Raw genomic sequence first — 24,900 nt, forward strand, 5'->3', positions numbered from 1 at the left:
TACCTTTCGATTGGGGTGTCCAGGCCCGGATCAGAATGGCGGAAAACCGACTGTCATTGGTGGTTTGAAACGGCGCGCACCTAACCTTTGTGTTGCAAACAATTTCTTTGAAAATCCTGCCCGTCTTCAAGCCCGGACAGAAGATGTCGGGCGGCTGCTATGCGGCCTTGCTCATTTCTTGTATTCGAAACCAAGGAACCCGGGTTGTCTGATTGCTGCGGCAAGTGCGATATACGTGTGACAGAAGTGGAAGGCCGCAGTGTGTGTATTTCTTGGTTACGTTGCTTCCACAGTGCTTCCGTAGATCCAAAATACGATTTCCCACGGCGCACCACAGTGAGTAATACTTTGTTGCTACGTGGAAAAATGGCTCCGGCGGTAGGGATCGAACCTACGACCAATTGATTAACAGTCAACTGCTCTACCGCTGAGCTACGCCGGAACGGTTTGAGGCGTATAGCAATGCTGATTCACCTCGTCCAGAGGGTTTGCGCCTCTGATCGGGAAAAAAGTTTATCGCGGCCCCGTCGCCTCGAAAATGGCATCTGCATGCAGTGCGCCTTGCGTTGCGACCCGGGATTTTCCTGCAAGGTCAATAAGATGCGCCAGCACGTTTCGTGTGGCCGCCCCCAGTAATGTTGGCGGCGTATCCGTATAGACCGCCCGCGCGATCTGAGCGGCAGTGGCGGGGCCGGCTTGCAAGACCTCAAGAATGGCCGCCTCGCGCGCGCGGCGGTGTGCGATCAACCAGTCAAGACGCCCGTGCGGGTCCATGATCGGCGCGCCGTGGCCGGGGTAGAATACCCGCCAATCGCGCCAGCTGTTGAGGTGGTCACAAGAGGCCATGAAGTCCGTCAGATCCCCGTCCGGAGGCGAAACCAGTGAACTGGCCCAACCCATGACGTGATCGGCCGTCAGGCAAGCATCCCCGATCCCCAGGCAGATATGATTGCCGAGATGGCCGGGGGTGTGGATGACGTCGAGCGTCCAATCACTGCCGCGGATCTGTGCCCCGTCGCCAACAACGTGATCCGGCACAAAGGTGGTGTCGATGCCTTCGCCGCCGCCCACCAGATCGGTTTGGGCAAGGTGCTCCATGACCGCGCTGCGGCCTGCGGTAGCTGGTCCGAACCCGAAGGTCGGTGCCCCGGTCGCTGCGGACAGGGCACGTGCGAGAGGGGCATGATCAAGATGGGTGTGCGTGATGACAATATGGGTGATGCGTGCATCCGGCCCGCAGGCCGCAAGGATCGCATCCAGATGTGCCGGGTCGTCGGGGCCGGGATCAACCACTGCCAGATCACGCGAGCCGACCAGATAGGTATTGGTGCCGCGATAGGTCATGGGCGAGGGGTTGGGGGCCACGATACGGCGCAGGCCAGACTCCAGGTCCTCGACCTTGCCCGGAACGGGATCAAAGGCGTCAACTTGCATGTTCGCGGCGTCCCTTTTCACCTTTGCGTCTTTCACCCCGCCGGCAGGGGCGCTAGGTTCGCGCCCATGTCGTTCAAATGGCTCAAGCGTTACATGCCGCGCGGGATTTATGCCCGAGCCGCCCTTATCCTGTTGCTGCCGGTTGTGGTCGTGCAGCTTGTGGTCTCGGTCGTGTTTGTAAAGCGGCATTTCGAGGAAGTCTCACACCAAATGTCGCAAGCGGCCGCGCGCGAGGTACGTCTGGTGCTGACCAATATCGAAAGTGCGCCGCGCCGCTCGGAGATCACCACGGCGAGCGCCCCTGTGGCCACCCCGCTTGCCATGACCGTCACACCTGTTACCGATGCTGCACTGGATGAGCCGCACAAGCGGGCGTGGTATGACTTTTCCGGTATCGTGATCACGGATCGGCTTGAGGATGCGGTGCCCGAGGTCGCAGTGGTGGATCTGTCCAATGACCGACGGGTGCGTCTTGTTCTGGACACGGCCATGGGGGCGGTCGAGGTGAGTTTCGATCGTCGTCGCGTCTCTGCCGCGGCCCCGCACCAACTGTTCGTCAACATGTTGTTCTTCAGCGTGCTTGTGACCATTGTCGCCTTTATCTTTCTGCGCAATCAGTTGCGTCCGATCAAGCGACTGGCGCGTGCCGCGGACGCGTTCGGGCGGGGCAGGGTGATGCCCTATTCCCCGTCAGGGGCCACCGAGTTGCGCGCGGCGGGTACCGCCTTTGTTGACATGCGCAACCGGATTGAGCGGCAGATTGAAACACGCACGCTGATGTTGTCGGGGGTCAGCCACGATCTGCGCACCCCTCTGACCCGGATGAAACTGTCTCTGTCGATGCTTGAGGATGACGAACGCATCCCCATGGAGCGGGATGTGGACGATATGCAGCGCATGATTGACGCATTCTTGTCCTTTGCCAAAGGCGACAGTGAAGATGATCCCCAGGACACGGACCCGATCGCGCTGGTGCGCACCTTGGTCGAGGATGCGCAACGCGGGGGGCAACCTGTCACGCTGGTCGAAAGCGAGGGTGCAGGCGAGATGCCATTGCGGGTCATGGCCATTCGCCGCGCACTCGACAATCTGGTCAGCAATGCGGTGCGGTACGGGACGCGGGCCGAGATATCGGTGCGTCTGACTGACACGTTCCTGCGCTTCAGGATCGAGGATGATGGCCCCGGTATTCCCGAGGGCGACTATGCGGATGCGCAGCGCCCCTTTACCCGGCTCGACAGTGCGCGCAATCAGGACAAAGGGTCAGGCGTGGGGTTGGGCCTTGCCATTGCCACTGATATCGCCCGCGCCCATGGCGGCGTGCTGCGATTGGGCCGGAGTGAGAAGTTGGGCGGCTTGCGTGCCGATATCGTCATCGGGCGCTGAGCCTTGTGCCGCAGCGGCACGCTTGCGCCTGGCGCAATTGCCCATCTTAGTGATGTCCTGACCAAGCAAGGAACCCGCCCCATGACCCCCTATGAGATGATCCGCGCGCAACTGAGCCAGGTTGTGCCCTTTGCCAACCATGTCGGCGTCGAAGTGGTCGAGGTGGGCGATGGCACCGGGATCACCGCTCTGGATCAGCGCGAAGAGACATCGAACCACATTCAGTCCCAACATGCAGGTGCGATGTTCACTCTGGGTGAGGCCGCATCAGGCGCTGCCCTAGCAGGGGCCTTCGGGCCGATGATCTTTCAGGCGCGCCCCGTCGCTTCGGGGGCGGCCATTTCATATGTAAAAATCGCCAAAGGGCGGCTTGAGGCGCATGCAAGTACAGACCGCCCCGCCACGGACCTGCTCAAAGAGTTCGATGAGGTGGGCAAGGTCGCCTTTGACATCAATGTCGATATTCGCAACGCCGAAGGCGACACCGTTGTGACCATGACCGTGGGCTGGCATGTGCGCAAAGCGTAGAGGGCGGATATGTTGGTAGGCCCGGCAGGACTTGAACCCGCAACCAAAGCGTTATGAGCGCTCTGCTCTAACCAATTGAGCTACAGGCCCGCCAAGGGTTGGAATACCACCGGGGCGATACGTGTCAAGCGCCCCTTAAAAGGTAAAGCGGGACCCGATGAACACCACATCGGTGTCCTGAAAATCCTCTGCCGGGGTGGACACCTCATAGGTGCGGTAGCCCGCGTAAAACTCGGTGTTCCACTTGTCGACTTTCTGGACCACGAAAAGGCTGAAGGATTCAGAATCGCTTCCGTTCACGTTCTGATCGCTGCCATCGTAGTAATCGAACGCAAAGGATGTACTGCCCCAGGGCAGCAGCTCTTTTTGCTGATAGCCAAGCTTGAGGTAGTAATAGCCCGGATCATCGCGCCCCTCTACGTCCAGATCATCCTGCGCCGAGGCAAAGGTGACATTTAGGCCGGTGGGCTCGTGAAAGGCCGAGACCGAGCCTGCGATCCGATCAGTGTCGTCAAGTTCGGCAAAGGTGATCCCGCCGCGAATGCGAAAATCGCCCATCTTGCCGGTGTAGCGCAACACGATATCGTTCTGGTCGTCTTCGCCGATCGAGGCCGAAGCCACAAAGCCGCCACCGAATGTGGGCGTGTCATAGCGGAACCTCTCGATCCGGGTGATCCCGTCGAAGTTCGAAAAGAAATCGCCGATGTCGTTTGAGCTGAAGTCGTCGGTGGCCGTGCGCAGGATCTGTCCGCCTGCAATCAGACCCACAGCCGAATGGTTGCCGATGAAGGTGCCGGACGTGTCGATCTCTGCAATCCCGTTGGAGGCTGCATCGCCCTGACCGTATGTGAAGGTGCCGTAGGGGGTCTGTGTGAACACTTCGAATTTGCGTTCATTCGATACGGATGAACCGACGTCGGAATTGAGTTGACTGATCACGTTCGAAGACGAGAATTCGAATTCATATTCGACATTGCCCCCGATGACATAGTTCCCGAAATCATAGGAGATGCTGGAGCGCAGCCGGGTCGAGGAGTTATCGTTATCGACCCAGAATTCGTTGGATTCGACACCGTCATCGGTGAACAGCACACCGCGGTTGATCTGGCCGCCAAAGGTAAACTTGAACCCGCCATCTTCGATATTGACGACCTGAGCATACGCCAGCGTCGGTCCGAGCGTGGATGTTGCGAGGCCGATGAGACAGGTCAACAGGATGTTGCGCATGGCACATTCCTTTCAAAAAGAGAGCATGTTTCAAGAACGCCCGAAAGGCGCGCCTCTGTAAAGTCAAATGTCGGCCGGCTGCGCAACAGATGCCTGTTTTGTGATATTCTCGTAATACGCCCGCACACGTGTATTTCCTTTTGCAACCGCGCCCGAGTTCGCGATATGGGGCGCATGACCTTGGGAGTATGCACATGAGCGAGCACAAGACTGGAATGACCTATGCCGATGCGGGCGTCGATATTGACGCGGGCAACGCGCTGGTCGACCGGATCAAACCGGCGGCAGCGGCAACGACGCGGGCCGGTGTGGCCTCGGGTCTTGGCGGCTTTGGCGGCTTGTTTGACCTCAAGGCGGCGGGCTTTATCGATCCGGTTCTGGTGGCGGCCACGGATGGTGTGGGCACCAAGCTGCGCATTGCGATTGACACCGGCAATGTGGACGGCGTGGGTGTCGATCTGGTGGCCATGTGCGTCAATGATCTGGTCTGTCAGGGTGCGGAACCTTTGTTTTTCCTCGACTACTTTGCGACCGGCAAGCTGAAGCTTGATCAGGCCGCCCGCATCATTGAAGGGATTGCGCGGGGCTGTGCGGCGTCGGGTTGTGCATTGATCGGGGGCGAAACGGCCGAGATGCCGGGCATGTATCCGGCGGGTGATTTTGATCTGGCGGGCTTTTCCGTCGGTGCGATGGAGCGGGGCACGGCCTTGCCCGCAGGCGTCGCTGCGGGGGATGTGTTGCTGGGCCTTGCCTCGGATGGGGTGCATTCCAACGGCTATTCGCTGGTGCGCCGGGTGGTCGAGGCCTCGGGGCTGGCCTGGGACGATACGTGCCCTTGGGGCGACGGCACATTGGGCGAAGCGCTGCTGACCCCCACGCGCCTTTACGTCAAAGCGGCCTTGGCGGCGATCAAGGCGGGCGGCGTGCATGGTTTCGCCCATATCACCGGCGGCGGGCTGACCGAAAACCTGCCCCGCGTGCTGCCGGACGGGCTTGGTGTAACGGTCAACCTGAACGCTTGGAATTTGCCGCCCGTCTTTGGCTGGCTGGCGCAAGTGGGGGGTATGGCCGAGGCCGAAATGCTCAAGACCTTCAACGCAGGCATCGGCATGGTTGTTGTCGTGGCCGCGGACGCGGTCGAGGCCGTCACCGCAGCGCTTGAGGCCGAAGGACAGGATGTGGTCCGGATCGGTGATGTGGTCCAGGGTCAGGGTGTCACCTATTCCGGTGCGCTTTTGTGACCAAACGGGTCGGGATTTTCATCTCGGGCGGGGGGTCGAACATGCGCGCGCTTGTGCAGGACATGACGCGCGATCATGGAGGGTGTCCGGCGCTGGTGCTGTCCAATAACGCAGGCTCCAGCGGCATCGCGTGGGCGCGCGGGCAGGGGATTGCGACCGAAGTGGTCGATCACCGCCCCTTTGGCCCAGACCGCACCGCCTTTGAGCGCGCCCTTGACGCCGCCCTTGCGCCCCACGGGCTTGATATCATCTGTCTGGCGGGGTTCATGCGGGTGCTCACGGCTGGTTTTGTCGCCCCATGGCAGGGGCGGATGCTGAACATCCACCCCTCGTTATTGCCCAAATACAAGGGGTTGCACACGCATGCGCGCGCACTTGCGGCCGGCGACACGGAGCATGGTTGTACCGTGCATCTGGTCACACCCGCCTTGGATGACGGGCCGGTCCTGGGGCAAGCCAAGGTTCCTGTGATCGAGGGGGATACGCCCGAAACACTGGCCGCACGGGTGCTTGTGCAGGAACATGCGCTTTACCCCGCGGCACTGCGTCGTTTTGTGGATGGAAACATGACGCCTTTCACGCTCTAGTCACTGTGCGGGGATTGGTGTAGACCCGAACACCCAATGGCGCAGGCCCCAAAAGCAAGAAGCTACATATGAAAACCATCACCACGACTGACGCACTGGCCGCCTATTGCCGCGAGGCCGCCACCCACGATTATGTCACGGTCGATACCGAATTTCTGCGCGAACGGACCTATTACTCCAAACTCTGTCTGATCCAATTGGCAATGCCGGGCACAGACGCGTCCAACGCGGTGCTGGTGGACCCGTTGGCCGGGGGGCTGTCGCTTGAGCCGCTCTATGAGCTGTTTCGCGACACATCCGTGATCAAGGTGTTTCACGCTGCCCGTCAGGACCTTGAAATTTTCTATGTCGATGCCGAAGTGTTCCCGACGCCGCTGTTTGACACGCAGGTGGCGGCGATGGTCTGCGGCTTTGGCGAACAGGTGGGCTATGAGACCCTTGTGCGCAAGATTGCCAAGCAACCTCTTGATAAGACGTCTCGTTTCACGGACTGGTCACGCCGCCCGCTGACCGATGCGCAAAAGACATACGCCATCGCAGACGTCACCCACCTGCGCCAGATCTATGAATTTCTCGCCGCCAAGCTGGCCGAAAGCGGTCGGGCACGGTGGGTCGAGGAAGAGTTGCAGGTGCTGTTGTCGCACGACACCTACATCGTCAAACCCGAGAACGCGTGGAAGCGGGTCAAGACGCGCACGTCTTCGCCCAAATTCCTCGCCATCGTGCAAGAGCTTGCCGCCTTCCGTGAGGCCCACGCACAATCGCGCAACGTGCCGCGCAACCGGGTGTTCAAAGACGACGCGCTGGTGGAACTGGCCAGTAATAAGCCGAAATCCTACGAAGATCTGGGCCGCTCGCGCCTGTTGCTGCGCGAGGCGCGCAAGGGCGACATCGCGGATGGGATATTGGAGGCCGTCAGGCGCGGGATGAACATGGACCCCGAGGCGATGCCCAAACCGGACCGGTCCCGCGAAAAACTACAGGTCAATCCGGCGCTGGCGGACTTGCTGCGCGTCCTGCTCAAGGCCAAGACGGAAAGCGCAGGCGTGGCGGCCAAATTGATTGCCTCTGCCGCGGATCTGGATGCGCTGGCCGCAGGGATGCGCGATGTTGCGGCCCTCGGGGGCTGGCGGTCGGAAGTGTTTGGCGAGGATGCGTTGCGCTTGTGCGACGGACGCGTAGCCCTGACAGCCCAAGGGGCTGACGTCAAGATTATCTATCTGGACGAATGACTTAGCGGCGTGCGCTGCTTTGTGCGTTGCGTCCGCCTTCGACCCGGATGGACCGGATATCAGCCAATTTGCGATCGGTGATCCGGTCAGCGACCACAAATGTCCGCTGGCGCTGCGTTGTGGTGCGTCGGCGGTCTTCGGGGTGGACCCCCTCGACCTGATAGACCAGAACGCCGTCCTCGTCAGGTTCCAGATCATCATTCGCCGGGATCAGACGCACGTCATAGACATTGTCTACATCCGCAATCGCTGTAGCCCGCACGATGGCCCCGCCGGGCACACGTTCGATGACCAACTCGCTGACCTGATCGATGGGTGTGCCGAAATACTCCTCGTTTCCACGGCGCAGGCTGGCGAACAGGCCGGGGCCGCGATCAACGGGTATCAGCGGGTTCACCTCTTTGGGTTCTTCGGAGCGTTGGACGGGTTGCGACCGGCTTTGGCCAAACCAGTTAAAGGGGTTGACCCGGCTGTCGCGCACTGCCCCGCAGGCGGTCAGTGCGATCAATGCAACGAAAAGCGAAACGGTTCTGAGGCGCATGGTCTGCTCGTGTCCTGTTTTTATGGGAATGTGGTAGCCGAACTCGCTCCGCTTGAAAAGCATACATTGCCGGGCTGGACGTTTGGGCCGCGCGCCCCTAGGTCCGGTGGGACAGCAAAACCGTGAGGCCCCGATGGCAACTGCCGCATTCGAAGAGATCGTAGAGGACTTTGAGTTTCTGGAGGACTGGGAGGACCGGTATCGCCATGTCATTGAACAGGGCAAGGCGATGGACCCGTTGCCTGATGCGCTGAAGGTGCCTGCCACCAAGGTCGATGGGTGCGCGAGCCAGGTGTGGCTGCATCCGGTGATCGAGGATGGCAGGTTTCATTTTGACGGTGAAAGTGACGCGATGATCGTGAACGGGCTGATCGCTGTCCTGCGGAATCTCTACAACGGGTTGACCCCGGCAGAGGTGCTGGCCGTGGATGCGCGCGCCGAAATGGTGCGGCTGGGTTTGAACGATCATTTGTCGGCACAACGCTCAAACGGATTGCGTGCGATGATCGAGCGGATCAGGCTGGTCGCGGCAGAGTAGGGGCCTTGGATGGGTGAAAGAGACCTCTCCCGCGCGGCCTGCCCAGAAATGCGCATCCGTTGCCGGACGTGAATATCACCTGTATCCCTGCGTCTTTCAGTCGAGTGCCGAGGTCTGCGTGATGGCGTGTTTTCCGAGGGCCTTTGCAAGACGTGTCCGGGCCATGCCACGGGTTGCTGTGAAGATCCCGGCGCGGTCAAAGGGTTTCGAAAAGCCGCAATAACAGGTGCCTAAGCGTTAATCGATAATCGTTGACAATCTGGTGGGGGACTTTTACGTTCAAGACCAATATCTGCTTTTCGGGCGTGATTGTGTTCGCCGTTTGTGTGTCACGATGAAGCTTCCGGATTGCTCCTTTAGCCAGGGGAACGCGCCGTGATTCAAAGAGTCGTCTTAAGCGAACAGGTCAAGGAGGAGCTCCTCGATGATATCTTGTCCGGTCGATATAAACCAGGAGATCGGCTTGTTGAATCGCAAATTGCCAAGCGTATGGGTATCAGCCAGTCACCGGTCAGAGAGGCCCTGCGCGACATGGTCGCGATGCGGTTCGTAGAGGTTGTCCCGCATAAAGGTGCGCGGGTCCGGCGGGTTGAGGAGCGCGAGATACTCGAAATCTATCCGGTGCGCGCAAGCCTTGAAGAACTGGCAGGGCGGCTTGCCGCGGAAAATGCAAAGCCCCATCTGGGCGAGCTGGAACGTGCTGTCGAGCGGATGACCAAGGCGTTCAAGATGAAAGATGCGCGCAAGATGGCTCATTGGGATGTGCAATTCCATCGCACCATCATGGAAGCCACCGGCAACCAGATTCTGATCGAGACATGGGGCTCGCTGATGATTGAGGCGCGGACCTATGTGACCCTGAGCAATCTCATGGCGCGGGTCCCCGACCTTGACCTTGCGGACTGGCACGACCCCATCATCGAGGCGTTGCGTGAAGGCAACCCGGAGCGGTGCGGGGCGGAGATGCGCAATCACGTCGAGGCCTTTGGCGAGGTGATGAAGAACATTTTCGACAGCAAGCAGGGCACGACCGATCCGGACCGTCAGACCGCTTCAGTGGATTACCCCGCTGCGCCAACGGCGCGCACCGGTTAGGCGCGGGCAGGGTTCCGGGATTTCCGAGCATGGTGGTATTTTGTGATGCGTAAAGTGACACTTGCGTTCCTGCGACATGCGAAAGTGCCGTCGCACGAGGGCGATATGCCGCTGACCGAGGATTCAAGCCCCGACATTGAAGCGGCGGTGCCACGGCTGCGAAAACTGGCCTCTGCAAACAGCAAATTTCTGTTTTTGGCGACCAAGACCCATCGGTCGCGTCAGACGGCCGAGGCGCTGCGGGCTGCGATCGACCCTGGCGCACCCGAGGTAAAACCCGCCTGGGGCCTGCGTAATCCTGATGTCTATCTGGCTGGTTCGCGTGTGGAACTGGGGTCCAAGGCGGAATTCTTTGCATCGCAATGCGCCTATTTCGAGATGACGCCAAAGGCTGTGCGGGGCCAGACGTTTTATGATGGCTTTCTGACCGCGCCAGATCGCATCGAATACTGGCTATTCAGCAAAAACCCACCCGGCGAGAACGCAGCGGCGGTTGCCAAGCGGGTGTTGCAGTTCGCGCAAAGCTTTCTGGCGGCGCCTGACCAGTCCGACCTTGTGGTTGCCTGCGTCACCCATTCGCCGGTGATGCGTGCGATCCTGCTGGAAGGTCTGGGCCGTGTTGACACCGGAGAGCCGAACTGGGTCGAAGAGATCGTGCTTGAGGTGTCTCGGGACGGTATGGCCTATCGGTTCCGTGATCACGTGGGAACCTTGCCGCTTCTTCCTGAGTAGGTGCAACAGAAGCGGCAACTGTTTTGCATTGCTAAAACCATTGGTTTGGCAATCAGAATGCGATCGCTTTGCTCATTGCCGCATTCTGTTGTGTTTGACACTCTGTGACACCCCAAAAGGGTGTGGCCGGAACATGCCGAAATCTCTTGGAAATCGAAAAACTACCAATGCAGGTGCAGAAAATTGAACGCGCCCGCTCCATAGTGGTGTCCAATTTAATGCATGTAAGTCAATTTGTTAGAGCGTGTTCGTGTGGATGATCTGAGTGTCAGATGTATGGATAATGAATTATCGATAATCGCTTGACTTAAAATATGATCGCTGCTTATGCTTTCGAAATTCACGAGTGGAACGCTGCGAGCTCTCTGGGAGGACATCATGGGTTTGGATGAAACAAAGGTGCTGGGCCAAAATCTGGGTTCGGACGATTTCCCTGTGGCATGGGATACAGGTGAGGGTGACCTTTTCTGGATCCTTGATGATCTGCATTGCCCCAATCCACTGTCGCCGATGTTCTTTGACATTGGTGGATGGTGGCTGACCTGCGACCATATGTTCCGACGGTTCGGAACGCCTTTTGCAAGTGACTGGATCGCCAAAAACGTGAATGGCTACCTTTATACGGCGGCGCTGCCAGCCACGCCCGGCATTCATGTCGAGGCGACGGAATATCAAAACCGGTATGTCCCACGGGTTCCAAGAGACGAAGAATATGCAGGCAAGATCGGGGCTTATCTGGGCAACGTGCTGCCTCACTACGCCGAAAATTTCCTGGACTGGTGGAATGACCGCATTCTGCCCGAGATGAAGACGAATTTCGCCTACATTGATGGGTTTGACAAAGCGGGCGCAAGTCTGACGTCACTGGCGGTTCTGCTCGAAGACACCATCGATATCCATGACCGACACTGGAAAATTCACTGGATGCTGAACTTTGCCCAGTTCTCTGCCACGATGGCGCTGAACGGCGCGATTGACGAATTCAAGCCCGATGCCGACCCTGCCTTGAAGGGACGTCTGCAGAGTTCGGTCAAGGATCGCAACTGGGACTCGGTCGAGGCCCTTTGGAAGATGAAAGAGGCCGTGAAGGCGAACGGGACGCTGATGGGTGCCTTCAAAGGGTTCACCGCGGCGGACGTGATGGAAACGCTGCAAGGCTCCGCTGACGGAAAAGCCTTTGTCACGGACATGCTGGAGCCCTATCTGGAAGAATTCGGTCATAAGGCCTTGTGGAGCCATGAGACGATGTTCCCGCTTTGGATGGAAAATCCGGGGCCGGCGATCGAGGCGGTGCGCGGCTATGTCGTGTCGGACTACGACTATCCCAAGACGATCAAGGAAGTCGAAGATGACCTGAAGGCCGCCATCGCCGAATGCATGCAAGGCGTTCAGGGCGAAGCGGCAGACAAGCTGCAAGCCGCACTTGACCAGTCATTGAAGATGAACCCGCTGACGCCGGATCACCATTTCTACATCGATCAGGGCACAAACGCACGTCTGCGTACCGTGCTGATCGCCATCGGCAACAAGATGGTCGAGATGGATATACTGGACGACAAGGAAGACATCAATTTCCTGCGCTATAACGAATTGCGGGCGCTGGTAGGGGACAAAGACGCCTATGACGCGCGCGAGATCGTCTCGGATCGGCGCGACGAACATGAGGAAGCAACTCAAAAACGGCCACCCGACTGGCTTGGCACTGTCACGCAAGAGGCGCTTGACTTCCCTTATGCCGGTCTGTGGGGCTTTCCCGAGCGGTTCTATCGTGAGCCACCAACCAAGGCAGGTGAAATCACCGGGCTGGCGGCCAGTCCGGGCGTGATCGAGGCGAAGGCCCGCGTGATTACCTCGCTCGACCAGTTCCACACGGTGCAAGAGGGCGAAATCCTTGTCTGCCGTATGACCAACCCGGCCTGGGTCGTTCTGTTTACTCAGATTTCTGGCCTTGTGACGGATGCTGGCGGGACGACCTCGCATTCGGCCGTGGTGTCGCGCGAATTTGGTTTGCCAGCCGTTGTCGGAACCTCGGTTGCGACCAAAGATATCAAGACCGGCGACACGCTGCGTGTGAACGGCACGACCGGTGTTGTTGAAATCCTGAACTGATCCGCAGCAGTCTTTCGCCCAAGCAAGGATACCTCTCATGGCACCTCGCATGATAGATCTATCGATGCCGGTTCATGCCGAGATGAAGTTGTTTCCGCGCATTGAGAAATTGCGGATGGAGATGAAGGAATCCTGGTCGGAATTTGCCGCAGGGATCGGTGCCAACGAATATGGCGAAGACCATCTGACGGCCCATTACGCGGTGACCCTGAGTGATCATGCGGGCACCCATATTGATGCCATCAAGCATATGGGGCACGAAAATTCACCCGGGCCGGAGGGCATACCGCTTGAATACTGCTTTGGGGACGGGGTTGTGCTCGATTTCCGTCACCTCGACTACGGCACGGCGATCACCGTGCCGGATATGGAAAGGGCGCTGTCCAGGATCGGCTATAAGATCAAGCCGCGCGATATCGTGCTGATCCGGACGGGCGCGTCAGACTATAACGACGAAGATCGCTATCTCACGGATCATGTGGGCATGTCGGCAGAAGCCACCAAGTGGCTGATCGATCAGGACTGCCGGGTGACAGGCATCGACGCACCAACCTACGACCCGCCGATCTGGGCCATGTTCGAGACGAGGAAATTCTGGCTTGCCCACAAGGTCATGCAAACGGACCCTTACTGGCATATCGAGAACCTTGTGAACCTTGGCGATCTGCCGCCGCATGGGTTCAAGCTTTCGGTCTTTCCAGTGAAATGGGTCGGCACAACAGGGGCCCCGGTACGTGCCGTGGGAATGATCGATGAGTGAACACGTGATCTGGTTTTCCGAACCGGCCTGCTGTGAGGTTGCAAATGCAGGCGGCAAGGGGGCGAGCCTTGCGTCAATGACGCAACAGGGTTTGCCGGTGCCCGGTGGTTTCGCCGTGCCCGCAGATGTTCTTGCGACATGTGTCGATGCTGAAAAGCTGCGCGCATTTGCCCGTGCCAGGGACCACTACGCCGCTATCAAACTGGTGGAAGAAACAGCCATCGTGCCTCGGGCGGTGCTGGATGCCTACGCGGAACTTGGCGGTGGCATGGTTGCGGTCCGGTCATCGGCCAGCGCCGAGGACAGCGAAGCGGCGAGCTATGCCGGGCAGCAGGAAACCTATCTGGAAGTGTCTGGCGCAGAGGATGTACGCAGGCGCGTCATCGATTGCTGGGCCTCGTTCTTTTCCGAGCGTGCGCTGTTCTATCGCGGCGAGAAGGGCTCGCTTGATGACCTGCGCATGGCTGTCGTCATCCAGAACATGGTCGATGCCGACAAGGCCGGGGTGGTCTTTTCGAACCATCCCGTCACCCGCCGCAAGGACAGGATGATGATCGAAGCGGTGCATGGCCTCGGAGAGCAGGTTGTCTCGGGTGAAGTGACGCCGGACCAGTATATTGTTGACCGAAAAGGCCGCGAAAAGAAATCACAAATCCCACATGGCGGTGTTCTGACACAAGCGGAGCTGACCCGGATATCGGAACTCGCCGTGCAGTTGGAGACTCACTACGGCAAGCCGCAGGACGTCGAATGGGCGATCTTCCAGAACGATGTCTTTTTGTTGCAATCCCGGCCGATCACGGCGTGAGCGCATAGGCTTAAGGGCCAGAAGGACTACGCGGTTCCCGAATGGATCGAAACCGTGCGGGGCGATGGGTACATAACGGAGGAGACTGATCTATGGACGTTCAAAAACTGTTTGCAGCGGCAATTCTGGCGCTTGTTCCACTATCGGCATTGGCAGAGACACATGGCCCCACATTGCCAGCACTCGTGATGCAGCCCAACGCCGAGCGCGTGACCTTCGAACATATCGATGCGCTGAATGCCTGCGATTGGGACAGGCTGATGGCGCAATACCCCGAAGAAGTTCTGTTCATCCTTCCCAACGGTGTCTGGGTCGAGGGCCGCGCTGCGATTGGTGATGTCTTTGCCGGGTTCTGCACGCCGCGCGAAGAGGGCGGCTTTCTGGGTGCGACCTTTATCGCCGAAAAGGTGAAGACCGTCGGTGACACCGTGAACGTGTCCTGGCGGGTCGAAGCGGACTGGTTGGCCGAACCCTACAAGGGGGGCGACGCCTACGTCACACGTGACGGGCTGATGTACGCGCAGGTCACCACATTCGATCCTGCCGATATGAAATTTGCTGAGTAGCGGAAAAGGTTGCATGCCCCGGACGGGCATGCGGCACCGCGGATCGATGAAAAGGAACTGCCTGGGATGCTCTTGATCGACGCCATCTTTATCGGCCTCTTGGAAGCCTCGCCCCTCATTCTGGCGGCGATGGGCTTTACGCTGATCTTCTATCTCAATGGCTTTATGAACATCGCCTATGCAGAAAGCATCACCTTCGGTGCATACTTCGCGGTCTTGTTCAATGTAGTGCTTGGGGCGCATTTCTATCTGTCTATCGTGCCATCGATGCTGTTGTCGGGCTGCCTGAGTGTGGCAGTTTACCTCGCGATTTTCCGCCCCGCCCTGAACCGTGGCGTCGGACCGACAGAGATGATCATCCTGTCTGTCGGGGTGTCGTTCATGCTGCGCTACGGGCTGATCCTCGTGGTCGGACCCGAGAACCTGTTCCTGAATGAGCCCAATATCACCTACATGCAGTTCATGGGGCTGGGGGCCTCGAACCTGCAACTGGTCGCTTTGGTGCTGGTCTTTGTTGGTGCGGGCGTCCTCTATTGGATGATCTACAACACGGGCCTTGGCGAGCAGATGCGCGGGCTTGCCAACAACCATGATCTGGCAATGGCAAGCGGGATCAACCCGCACCGCACGTCCGTGGCCATCTGGTTCATTGCCGGATGCGCGGGCGGGTTGTCGGGTGTCTTTTCCGGCGTCTTCGCACAGGTGACACCCTATATGGGTTGGAACGTCATTCTGATCACCATGCTGGTGACCATCGTGGCCGGTATCGGCAGCGTCCGCGGGGCTGTGATCGCCGCCGTTGTGGCCGGTGTTCTGACCGCTTTCATCACATTGGTCACCAAACCGCTTTATTCCGAAGTGGCCCTGCTCATGGCGTTTATCGGGGTTCTGACCTTCCGCGGCGCGAGGACAGCATAATGGACTACCTGATCTTCTCCTTCTCGCTGATGCTTGTCTACATCGGGTTGGCACAACTCCTGCACGTGCAATTTGGCCTTCTTGGTATCCCGAATTTCGGTGTCGTGGGTTTCTGGGGGCTGGGCCTTTATGGAACGGGGGTTCTCTATGTCAGCTATGATGTCCCGCTCGTGCCTGCGATCATTGTTGCGTCGCTTATCGTGGCGGTGGTGTCTTATGTGCTGGCGTCGATGGTGCTGCAACGCAGTGGGCAGGCCATACTCGCCGCGACACTGGCTTTTGCTGCGATGGTGGCCACGCTGGTGGTTACCGAAAAGCAGCTGACAAATGGGGTCCAGGGCCTTGGAACCATCGGGTTTCCGTTCGGCGATCTTGCATCGCGCAACGTTGTCTATTTTGGCGTGCTGCTGGCGGTGGTTGTGGCGCTGATATGGGTTTCGGCCAAGCTGCGCGACAGCCGCATGGGCCGTATGATGATTGCGATCCGCGACAACGAGGAACTCGCGGCCAGTCTGGGCAAGGATACAGCAGGCACCAAACGGACGGTGTTCGTGGTCACTTGCGCATTGATGGGCCTTCTTGGGGGGCTGACGGCACCACTGCATCAGTTTCTGGTTCCCTACCATCTTGCGCCATCGTTGACCTTCGCGGTCTGGATTGCGCTGGTTCTTGGCGGCAAGAGCCATAATCTGGGTGCGATGATCGGGGTCTTCGCCACCTTCGGGCTGTTTGACATCCTCATAGAGACCTACGCCCCGGTGCCTGCCGAACAGGCCATCATGCTGCCGAACTTCAAACTGTTCTGCTATGGCGTCCTTTTGGTGATGATCATCATGTTCCGTCCAGCGGGTATGCTGGGCGAGGACCGTCCCCGCCATCGTGCGCGTGCCGATGCCGCCCCCGCCAATGACACAGCGGTCAAGGAGGGCTGAGCGATGAAACTGGAAGCCGAAAACCTGACCAAGGCCTATCACCAGCACGAGGTGGTCAATATCGACAAGGTGGCATTTGGCGCGAAGGGTCTGGAAGGTCTGATCGGGCCCAATGGCGCGGGCAAAAGCACCCTGATGGGTCTGTTGACCCGGCGGATTGCACCGACAAGTGGCCGGATCCGGCTTGATGTGGGATCGGGATCCCGGGAACTGAACCCGTTGAAATCGCATGAGGTGGCGCGCATCGGGTTGATCAAGACCAATCAGCGTATTCAGGGGTTTGACAGCCTCACGATCCGCGACTCGCTCCGGCTTGCGGTCACATCGCCCAGGTCCGAAGGTTTTATGAGCATCTTCGCGGGCGAACGGGACCCCGAAGACGTGGAAGAACGTGTCTCGCGGCTGATCGAGGCTTTTCCCTTTACGGACCGGAATGGCTACGCCCGTTCAGGTGGCGAAAAGAAGTTGGTCGACATCCTGCGTTGTCTGATTGCCGAACCCAGGCTTTTGCTGATGGACGAACCCACTGCGGGGCTGCCTGATGATATCACCCGCACTGTTATGGACATTGTCCGCCAGAAAGTGGCCGACGGAAAGATGCGCGTGGTTGTTGTCGAACATGACCTGCCGCTGATCTGGGAATACTGCGACTACGTTCATTTCCTGTCCGAAGGCAGCATCCTGTTCGAGGGCGCACCCGAAGAGGTGAAGTCCAATCGTGTCGTCGCTGAAAAGTACATGGGGGTGTAGGACATGTTTGATGTTCAATCACTGCGCAGCGGCTATGGCGAAATGTCTGTTCTCAAGGACCTGACATTCTCGGTCAGCGACGAGATTTTTGCCGTGTTGGGCGCGAATGGTGCAGGCAAGACGACGCTGTTGAAAACCCTGGCGAGGCTTTTGCCATTACAGGCTGGCAGCCTGTCGTTGAATGGGGCTGACGTTTCAAGATCGCCAGCCTATGCGATGCCGGATGCGGGCGTTGCCTATGTGCCGCAAGAGGAAAATGTCTTTCCCGATCTGTCGGTGCAGGAAAACCTGTCCATCGGCGGGCGGACCGGACACCGCACGAAAGCAGAGAAGATCGAAGAGGTCTTTGCGCTCTTTCCGCGCCTGAAGGAACGGCGTGGACAGGCCGCAGGCTCGCTGTCGGGCGGGGAGGGGCAGATGCTCGCCGTGGGTCGTGCGCTGATGCAGGATCCCAAGGTGCTGTTGCTGGACGAACCCTCAGCAGGGCTTTCGCCGCTTTTCGTGGATGCACTGTTTTCGAGCATCGCCGAAACCCGCAAGGAAAGGGGTCTGACCATCGTTCTAGCGGAACAGAACGCGGTCAAGACACTCGAAATCGCGGATCGGGTCATGGTGCTGTCGCTTGGCGAAATGCACCTGCTTCGCCCGCGATCCGAACTGCAAATGAGCGACATCACCGCCGCTTATCACATCTGAAGTGCAAATAAAGTCGACCAACGGAGGAGATATCAATGAAACGCAGAAATATGTCGTTGAAAGGCGCAATCGCCCTTGCCGCCGCGCTTGGGGTTACAGCCCCCGCACATGCCGAGGGCGAAATCGTGGTCGGTCATCTGACCTATCACACTGGTGAATTCGGTGCTTTCGGGCCGTTCTTTGATGGCGTCGCCGAAATGGTGCTGTCCAAGATCAACGCGGACCCGCCGCTTGGCATGCCGATGCGCGCGATCCACCAGGACATCGGGACCGTCGGAGAGGCCCGCGCGGCGCGCAAGCTTGTCGACAGTGACGGGGTGCAGGTCCTGCTGAACCCGGCGCATAGTTATCTGTCATATCGCGAATTCATGTTGGAAAAGGTGGCCGAACAGGGACTGCCAATCATGCCGTCAGTTCATGGTGGCGCGATAGAAGGCACAATCGGCGGGGTCGCAGACGAACCGATTTTCCGCGGTTCCCCGCTTGATACGGCCAATGGTACGGCAGCCCTTCTGCACGTCAGAGATGCCGGCAAGAAAAACGTCGTGATTATCGCCACCGAAGTCTCGGGCTCACAGCTCCAGAAAGAGGCCGCTGTCCGCACCGCCGAGGCGATTGGTTTTGAGGTCCTTGGCGACTTTGACATCCAGGCTGGTGAAAGCAACTACCGCTCTGTCGTTTCGCGGATTGCGCGGCTCAACCCCGAAGCGGTGGTGATGTTCTCATCCCCGCAGGCCGGTGGCAGCTTTGTCAAGAACGCGGCAGAGAGCGGCAATTCGTGGTACATCGTTGGATCGGGCGAATGGCAGGAGACCGAGTTCTACGACACTGCCACCCAAAGTGCCCTCGCACAACATGAAGCCGTGGTGCTTGCCGCAAACTCGCACAGCGACAACCCGTCATTTGAGCCATATATGGAGTTTGCGAATGCATCGCAGTGGATCGATGACATCGGGGATCCATCCAACTCTTACGCAATCCAGTATTATGACCTTCTGGTTGCCTCGGCGCTGGCTATCGAAAAGGCTGGTGAGCTGAACACGGCAAGCTGGACAGATGCCATGTATGCAGTCACCGGCGGCGAAGGCAAAAAGGTCTATTCCTACGAAGATGGATTGGCTGCGATCCGCGCGGGCGAGGACATCAACTATGACGGTGTGACGGGTTCGATGGAATACACCGACACCGGCATCGTCTCGGGTCTGTTTGGCATCTTCGCTTGGCAGGACGATGGCACGCTGAGCCAAATCGGCAGCGTGGATGGGGACGCCGTCCTGGAACTTGAAGCCATGTAGGTGGCGGCCCCGGGTCGGCGCCACCGGCCCGGGGACGACGCGAAACCGGCCGTGCTGATGATGCGTGCCAATTGAAAGGAACTTTCGATGGATATCAGGTGGTATGGGCATGCGTCCTTTGGGCTGCGCCCCGAAAACGGGGTGTCGATCATCACTGACCCCTATACGCCTGAACTGGTGGGTTATGCCCCGATCCCGGACTCAGCGGACCTCGTGGTGGTGTCCAGTACAGATGATGATGGCCATTGCCGCGAGGACCTGGTGCCGGGCGAGCACGCCGTTCTGAATGCACTGGATGTCGTTGCCGAAGGCGGCAGCAAGACGGTGGAGGGCATCGAGTTCACCGCCATGGGTGCCATGGAATGGGAACATCACCCGTTCCATGATGTACCCGGCCAGAATGCCATGTACCGTTTCGAACTTGACGGACTCAAGATCGCTCATATGGGAGATGTGGGAAACCGGCTGACGTCAGAGCAATTGGATTTTTTCGAAGACGTCGATGTTCTGTTGGCGCTGACGGGGGCTGCGCTCACGATCAAGCTTCCGGACCTGATGGAGATGATCCATCTCAGGAAGCCCAGGCTTGTGATCCCCATGCACTACCGAACGCTCACATATAAAGGTCGTCGCGGGGCCTGGATCGAGGACTTTCTTGCTCATTTCAATGATGAGCAGGTCGACTACGCCTTTGGCTATGATGCCAGCATCACCACAGCCGACATTCCGACCGAAACCCGGGTGCTTGTCATGGATTACTATCGATGAGCAGGACGGGGTAGGGACCATGAAACCATTTGATTTTATCATGCCCGGCAGTCTGTCCGAGGCCTATACCGTTTGGGAAGAACTTGGGCCCGCTGCCCGGTTGTTGGCCGGTGGCACCGACCTGACCGTGGCGCTGCGACATGGTCATCTGGCCACGGATGTGGTGATCGATCTCAAGGGCATTGCCGAGTTGAAGCCCGATATTGAGGACGATGCAGGCTGGTTGCGGGTGTCCGCAGGCACGACAATGACGACACTGTGCCGCTATCTGTCTGAACGGGCGTTATTGCCTGCGCTGCAAGAGGCGGCACGGGTCGTGGGATCGATCCAGATTCGCAATCGCGCAACACTTGCAGGCAATGTTTGCAACGCCTCGCCTGCTGCGGACACCGTTCCGGTGCTGGCCGCCCTTGGCGCAGAGGTGGAAATCTGTGGCCCCGAGGGGACGCGCCGAACACTGATCACGGCTTTCATCGAAGGGAACCGTCAAATCGATCTGCAGCGTGGCGAAATCGTCACGGCAGTGCTGATCCCCAAACCACAAGGCCGCCATGGGTGCGCCTTTGACCGGATTACGCGCCGCCGGGGCGTTGATCTGGCAACCGCGAACCTGTGCTGCAATATCGATGACAAAGGGGCCGTGCTGTTCGGCCTTGGTGCCGTTTCACCCCGGCCTCTGGTGCTGACAGACGAAAGCGGTGTGATGGGTGACCCAAAGGCAAATCACGAAGACCGAGCCAAGGCAATTCAGGTGATGGCTGCCAAGGCCCGTCCCATCTCGGATGTGCGGGCCAGTGCCGATTATCGCTCGGCCATGCTCTGTATTATGGCGGATCGTGCTTGCAAAACGGCCCATGCCCGGCGTGCGGGAGGTATGGATGCCTGACACGCTCAAATCCCTCGGCGGGCCTGGCGCCAACAGCGGGGCCACCACTTTGGGGTCCCTCAAGACCATGGATCTGATGGTGAATGGCCAGCCGGTCACCCGCGAGGTGGCGGCACATATTTCACTCCTTGATTTTCTGCGCGACGACCTGAAGCTGAAGGGCGCCAAAGAATGCTGTGCGGTCGGCGAATGCGGGGCATGTACGGTGCTGGTGGACGGAGAGCCGGTGAATGCCTGCCTTCTTCTGGCTGTCGAAGGGCAGGGAAAGTCCATCGAAACCATTGAGGGCGTGTCGAAGGGCGCGCAGCTTTCAACCGTGCAGCACAGTTTCCTCAAATGCGGCGGCGTGCAGTGCGGCTTTTGCATTCCGGGTATGGTCATGTCCGCCGAGGCGCTGCACCGTGCGATGCCTGAGGCGGGCGAGGTGCAGGTGCGCGAGGCCCTGTCCGGCAATCTTTGCCGCTGTGGTGGCTACAACCGCATGTTTGATGCGATGCGCGATGCTGCGGGACAAAAAGTGCAATGCCACACCACCGCGCCGATCACGGGAGCGACGGTCGGGGCCGATATCAGTCGCCTCGGCGGTGTCGAGCGGGTCAACGGATCTCAGGAGTTTCTGGCCGATCTCGACATTGCCGGAATGGCGCATCTGAAGCTCGTGACGCTGGATGTCGGGCGTGCGCAGATCAAAAGGATCGACACCTCCAAGGCGCACGCGGTGCCCGGTGTGATCGATGTGGTGACAGCGGCAGACCTGCCGCAGCCTGTGGCTCGCTTTGGCCCGGCCTATCAGGATCGACCCATCATTGCGGTGGGTGAGACACGCTATCACGGTGAGCCCGTCGCTGCCGTGGTTGCCGAAAGCAAGGACATAGCGGCATATGCGGCGGGGCTGGTCGAGGTCGAACACGTCGCATTGCCTGCGGTGACGTCGATTGATGCAGCCCTTGCCCAGGGTGCGCCACTGGTGCAGCCCGTCGAACTGCGCCCCGACGATCCGCTGGCGGGCTCCAACGTGTTGAAAGAGCTGAATTTCGGTTGGGGGGATGTGGATGGAGCCGCCGCCGATCTGGTGGTGGAGAAGACCTACACCTTCCCGATGGTGACCCATTTCGCAATCGAGCCGCATGGTTTCATCGTGGATGCGCAAGAAGACAGGATGAAGATCTGGAGCCCGGTGCAGCATCCGTTCCTGCTGCAAAAGATCATGGCGGGGCTGTTTGATCTGCCGCTTGGTGCGGTGCAGGTGATTGCACCGGACCCCGGCGGCGGTTTTGGCGGCAAGCAGATGCCCAAGTTCGAACCGCTCGTTGCGGTGGTCTCGCGCAGGATCGGTCGCCCGGTCCGCTTGGTGTTGACACTGGAAGAGACGTTTCAGGCGGTCCGGCGCGCCGGTGCAAGGATCCATGTGCGATCCGGCTTTTCGAAGGATGGTGATCTTTTGTTTCACGACATCCAGTCGGACTATCTGATCGGAGCATATGTCGACATCGCTGAGCGCGTAACAACCAAGGGCAACTACCTGGCCTGCGGGCCTTATCGGGTGCCGAATGCGCGGATCAGGGCGCGGCCCGTCTTGTCGCATACAACGCCCAGCTGTGCTTACCGTGGTTTCGGGACGCCGCAGGTGAACTGGGCGGTAGAAGGTCAGATCAACGAGGCCGCGCGGCAACTGGGGATTGATGGTCTGGAAATCCGGCTGCGCAATGTGGCTGACAAAGGCCAAGAGATTGTACGAGGTGAGGTGCCAGCAGACGGTCACTGGTTGCAGGCCGTCCAAAGGGCCGCCGATATGCTGGGCTGGGACACGACTAAGCCTGCCGGGCGCGGACGTGGCATTGCGGTCGGGATCAAGGCGGGCGCCACGACGGGGCTGTCGAATGCGATGGTGCGATTGCTTGCCGATGGCAGCATCCTGGTCTTTGCGGGCACGTCGGACATGGGGCAGGGGGCCCGGACGATTTTTGCGCAGATTGCAGCGGATGCGCTAGGCGCACCCTATGATCGGGTGTCACTTATCATGGGGGACACGGATGTCGTGCCCTTTGACCTTCAGACCTCGGCCAGCCGATCCACCGTTTTCATGGGAACAGCGATCACCCGGGCGTGCGAGGACATCCACGCGCAAGTCATCGAGTTGGCCTGCGACACGCTAGGGATCCCCGAGACCGAGATCCGCATCGAGGGCGGTGTCATCGTGTTACCTGACCGACGTGAGCCTATCTTTGATTTTGTGCAGAAAAGCCTCGGTTCATGGAATGGTGAACTGATCGGCAATGGCCGTATGCGCAAACCGAATGTCGCAGAACACCCCTTGGGTGGTTCGCCCGCGTTCTTTGAGTTCAACTGCACGGCCTTTGAGGTCGAAGTGGACCGGGACACCGGTGAAGTGATGATCCACAAGCATGTGACGGTCGGTGACGTCGGTAAGGCGCTCAACCCTCTGCATGTGGAAATGCAGGACGAGGGCGCGGCGATCATGGGGCTTGGCCACTCGCTTTACGAACAAATCCTGATGGATGACGCGGGCCGGATCCGCAACCTTGGGGCCATCGACTACCGGATCGTAACAAGCAAGGACATGCCTGTCCGTCTGTCCACCGGCATGATCGAGAATGAGGACGGGCCCGGCCCAAAAGGATCCAAGGGCGTGAGCGAGGGCGCGATCCTGTGCACGGCGCCAGCTTTGGGCGCGGCGGTCGCGGATGCCATCGGTGTCGTGATCACCGACCTGCCCATGACGCCGGAACGCATCTGGCGCGCGATTCAGGAACAAACTCTAGGTTAGGGAGCAACGAGATGCTGATGCGAAGCGATGTGATGGAGGCACTGGTTCTCACTGCGCCACGTGAATTCGAAATCCAGGAAGTGCCGGTGCCCGAAATCGAGGGTGATGAGGTGCTGTGCAAGGTCGATACGACCTTCATTTGTGGCACCGATCCTCATATTATCCAAGGTGACTTTCCCGGGTTTTGGCCGCCCGCCTTTCCTTTCACGCCCGGGCACGAATGGTCCGGCACCGTTGTCGATGCCGGGCCGAAGGCGGCGGCTCTGGGTTGGAAAAACGGCGACCGGGTCTGTGCCATCTCGCATGTTGGCTGTGGCTATTGCCGCAACTGCATGAAAGGTCGCTATAATATCTGCTTGAACTACGGTGATCTGGAAAAGGGCCACCGTCAACATGGCCACATCACGCCGGGAGCCTATGCGCAGTATATGCGCGCATCGGTAAAGAGCCTTTATCGGATTCCCGACGACATGGACCTGGAATATTCCGCTTGCGTCGACCCGCTCAGCATCGCGCTCTACACGGTCAACCGCTCCAGATTTGAACCGGGTGACGATGTGTTGATCATGGGTACGGGGCCACAGGGGCTGATGGCCCAGCTTTGTGCTCAGGCGATGGGGGCAGGCCGGGTGATCATCGCGGGAAGTGGCGAACGGCTGAAACTGGCGGTTGGGCTGGGTGCGGTCGGAATTGATTATCGCGAAAACGATGTGGTCGAAGCCGTCAGGGATATGACCGATGGGTTGGGTGTCCCGCGCGTTCTGGAATGCGCAGGGACGGCCAAGGCGATCAACGACGCCTGTCTGGCCGCGTCCAAGGGGGGGGTCGTGTCGATGATCGGTATCCCGCATGAAGACCCCGGCTTGCCGATAAAACGCATGGTGCTGGACGAGGTGGAACTGATTGGCAACCGGGCCAATCCGAACACGGCTGAACCCGCCATCGCGATGATGTATGAGGGCCGCGTCAATCTTAAACCGCTTCTGACCCACACCTTCCCGCTGTCGGATTTCGCCACTGCACTCGACATGTACGAGGGCCGAAGGGATGGGTCGATGAAGATTGCGATCAAACCCAATTGAG

Annotated in this window: 25 protein-coding genes and 2 tRNA genes; 22 read left to right on the forward strand and 5 right to left on the reverse strand. The window is 59.1% G+C overall.

All coding sequences use genetic code 11. From position 1 onward, the window contains the following. On the forward strand, positions 1–241 hold a 241-nt coding region (locus tag Q0859_RS03440; protein ID WP_299147535.1), incomplete at its 5' end, for a hypothetical protein. A 126-nt stretch (positions 242–367) separates the two neighbouring features. Here the strand turns inward: Q0859_RS03440 and Q0859_RS03445 are convergent. Both Q0859_RS03445 and Q0859_RS03450 read right to left on the reverse strand, forming a co-directional pair. Then, positions 368–442: transfer RNA gene (locus Q0859_RS03445), tRNA-Asn, on the reverse strand. 71 nt (positions 443–513) lie between these two features. After that, positions 514–1,434, reverse strand: a complete 921-nt coding sequence (locus tag Q0859_RS03450; RefSeq protein ID WP_299147538.1) for an MBL fold metallo-hydrolase — start codon at positions 1,432–1,434, stop codon at positions 514–516. Positions 1,435–1,500: 66 nt separating this feature from the next. On the opposite strand from Q0859_RS03450, the gene Q0859_RS03455 reads away from it, so the two are divergent. Next, on the forward strand, positions 1,501–2,820 hold the full coding sequence (locus tag Q0859_RS03455; protein WP_299147540.1) for an ATP-binding protein: 1,320 nt from the start codon (positions 1,501–1,503) through the stop codon (positions 2,818–2,820). Positions 2,821–2,901: 81 nt separating this feature from the next. After that, the gene (locus Q0859_RS03460; protein ID WP_299147543.1) at positions 2,902–3,348 is read left to right on the forward strand and encodes a DUF4442 domain-containing protein; all 447 of its coding nucleotides are present in this window, start codon (positions 2,902–2,904) and stop codon (positions 3,346–3,348) included. Positions 3,349–3,361: 13 nt separating this feature from the next. Here Q0859_RS03460 and Q0859_RS03465 read toward each other — a convergent pair. Both Q0859_RS03465 and Q0859_RS03470 read right to left on the reverse strand, forming a co-directional pair. Then, positions 3,362–3,438, reverse strand: a tRNA-Ile gene (locus tag Q0859_RS03465). Between the two features lie 45 nt (positions 3,439–3,483). Further along, positions 3,484–4,575 carry a porin gene (locus Q0859_RS03470; RefSeq protein WP_299147545.1) on the reverse strand — a complete coding sequence of 364 codons (1,092 nt, stop codon included), beginning with the start codon at positions 4,573–4,575 and terminating at the stop codon, positions 3,484–3,486. A 194-nt stretch (positions 4,576–4,769) separates the two neighbouring features. On the opposite strand from Q0859_RS03470, the gene purM reads away from it, so the two are divergent. The 3 genes from purM to rnd all read left to right on the forward strand — a co-directional run bounded on the left by purM (position 4,770) and on the right by rnd (position 7,635). Next, complete coding sequence (gene purM, locus Q0859_RS03475; protein WP_299147548.1) at positions 4,770–5,816, forward strand: phosphoribosylformylglycinamidine cyclo-ligase; 1,047 nt, start codon at positions 4,770–4,772, stop codon at positions 5,814–5,816. Then, positions 5,813–6,403 (forward strand): phosphoribosylglycinamide formyltransferase, encoded by a 591-nt coding sequence (gene purN / locus Q0859_RS03480; RefSeq protein WP_299147550.1) that lies wholly within the window; start codon positions 5,813–5,815, stop codon positions 6,401–6,403. Before purM ends, purN begins: the two co-directional genes overlap by 4 nt. Before the next feature lie 68 nt (positions 6,404–6,471). After that, a complete protein-coding gene (rnd, locus tag Q0859_RS03485) occupies positions 6,472–7,635 on the forward strand; it encodes a ribonuclease D (RefSeq protein WP_299147553.1) in 1,164 nt (387 codons plus the stop codon). A 1-nt stretch (position 7,636) separates the two neighbouring features. On the opposite strand, the gene Q0859_RS03490 is transcribed toward rnd, so the two are convergent. Beyond that, entirely contained in the window at positions 7,637–8,176 is a 540-nt protein-coding gene (locus Q0859_RS03490; protein WP_299147555.1) for a hypothetical protein, read from the reverse strand. A gap of 133 nt (positions 8,177–8,309) precedes the next feature. On the opposite strand from Q0859_RS03490, the gene Q0859_RS03495 reads away from it, so the two are divergent. The 16 genes from Q0859_RS03495 (at position 8,310) to Q0859_RS03570 (ending at position 24,899) form a co-directional block, all read left to right on the forward strand. Beyond that, on the forward strand, positions 8,310–8,714 hold the full coding sequence (locus tag Q0859_RS03495) for a SufE family protein (protein WP_299147557.1): 405 nt from the start codon (positions 8,310–8,312) through the stop codon (positions 8,712–8,714). A 375-nt stretch (positions 8,715–9,089) separates the two neighbouring features. Then, on the forward strand, positions 9,090–9,809 hold the full coding sequence (locus tag Q0859_RS03500) for a GntR family transcriptional regulator (RefSeq protein ID WP_299147559.1): 720 nt from the start codon (positions 9,090–9,092) through the stop codon (positions 9,807–9,809). 45 nt (positions 9,810–9,854) lie between these two features. Next, positions 9,855–10,541 carry a phosphoglycerate mutase family protein gene (locus Q0859_RS03505; RefSeq protein WP_299147560.1) on the forward strand — a complete coding sequence of 229 codons (687 nt, stop codon included), beginning with the start codon at positions 9,855–9,857 and terminating at the stop codon, positions 10,539–10,541. A 378-nt stretch (positions 10,542–10,919) separates the two neighbouring features. Then, the gene (locus tag Q0859_RS03510; protein ID WP_299147562.1) at positions 10,920–12,650 is read left to right on the forward strand and encodes a PEP-utilizing enzyme; all 1,731 of its coding nucleotides are present in this window, start codon (positions 10,920–10,922) and stop codon (positions 12,648–12,650) included. Between the two features lie 49 nt (positions 12,651–12,699). Next, positions 12,700–13,410: a cyclase family protein gene (locus tag Q0859_RS03515; protein ID WP_299147564.1), complete on the forward strand. Its 711-nt coding sequence runs from the start codon at positions 12,700–12,702 to the stop codon at positions 13,408–13,410. Continuing rightward, positions 13,403–14,218, forward strand: a complete 816-nt coding sequence (locus tag Q0859_RS03520) for a PEP/pyruvate-binding domain-containing protein (RefSeq protein WP_299147566.1) — start codon at positions 13,403–13,405, stop codon at positions 14,216–14,218. The genes Q0859_RS03515 and Q0859_RS03520 overlap by 8 nt, the downstream gene beginning before the upstream one ends. A gap of 92 nt (positions 14,219–14,310) precedes the next feature. Next, positions 14,311–14,784 (forward strand): nuclear transport factor 2 family protein, encoded by a 474-nt coding sequence (locus Q0859_RS03525; RefSeq protein ID WP_299147568.1) that lies wholly within the window; start codon positions 14,311–14,313, stop codon positions 14,782–14,784. A gap of 66 nt (positions 14,785–14,850) precedes the next feature. After that, entirely contained in the window at positions 14,851–15,702 is an 852-nt protein-coding gene (locus Q0859_RS03530; protein WP_299147570.1) for a branched-chain amino acid ABC transporter permease, read from the forward strand. After that, positions 15,702–16,634, forward strand: coding sequence for a branched-chain amino acid ABC transporter permease (locus Q0859_RS03535; protein WP_299147582.1), 933 nt, complete (start codon positions 15,702–15,704; stop codon positions 16,632–16,634). The genes Q0859_RS03530 and Q0859_RS03535 overlap by 1 nt, the downstream gene beginning before the upstream one ends. A 3-nt stretch (positions 16,635–16,637) precedes the next feature. After that, complete coding sequence (locus Q0859_RS03540; protein WP_299147584.1) at positions 16,638–17,384, forward strand: ATP-binding cassette domain-containing protein; 747 nt, start codon at positions 16,638–16,640, stop codon at positions 17,382–17,384. Positions 17,385–17,387: 3 nt separating this feature from the next. Continuing rightward, positions 17,388–18,080, forward strand: coding sequence for an ABC transporter ATP-binding protein (locus tag Q0859_RS03545; RefSeq protein ID WP_299147586.1), 693 nt, complete (start codon positions 17,388–17,390; stop codon positions 18,078–18,080). A 35-nt stretch (positions 18,081–18,115) separates the two neighbouring features. After that, positions 18,116–19,375: an ABC transporter substrate-binding protein gene (locus Q0859_RS03550; RefSeq protein ID WP_299147588.1), complete on the forward strand. Its 1,260-nt coding sequence runs from the start codon at positions 18,116–18,118 to the stop codon at positions 19,373–19,375. Positions 19,376–19,462: 87 nt separating this feature from the next. Beyond that, positions 19,463–20,143, forward strand: a complete 681-nt coding sequence (locus Q0859_RS03555) for an MBL fold metallo-hydrolase (RefSeq protein WP_299147589.1) — start codon at positions 19,463–19,465, stop codon at positions 20,141–20,143. Between the two features lie 19 nt (positions 20,144–20,162). Further along, on the forward strand, positions 20,163–21,029 hold the full coding sequence (locus Q0859_RS03560) for a xanthine dehydrogenase family protein subunit M (protein ID WP_299147591.1): 867 nt from the start codon (positions 20,163–20,165) through the stop codon (positions 21,027–21,029). Continuing rightward, the gene (locus tag Q0859_RS03565; protein WP_299147593.1) at positions 21,022–23,817 is read left to right on the forward strand and encodes a molybdopterin-dependent oxidoreductase; all 2,796 of its coding nucleotides are present in this window, start codon (positions 21,022–21,024) and stop codon (positions 23,815–23,817) included. The genes Q0859_RS03560 and Q0859_RS03565 overlap by 8 nt, the downstream gene beginning before the upstream one ends. An 11-nt stretch (positions 23,818–23,828) precedes the next feature. Further along, a complete protein-coding gene (locus tag Q0859_RS03570) occupies positions 23,829–24,899 on the forward strand; it encodes an alcohol dehydrogenase catalytic domain-containing protein (protein ID WP_299147595.1) in 1,071 nt (356 codons plus the stop codon). The last annotated feature ends 1 nt before the right edge of the window (position 24,900 follow it).

It is taken from the genome of uncultured Tateyamaria sp. (genome assembly GCF_947497045.1).
Lineage (GTDB): Bacteria > Pseudomonadota > Alphaproteobacteria > Rhodobacterales > Rhodobacteraceae > Tateyamaria.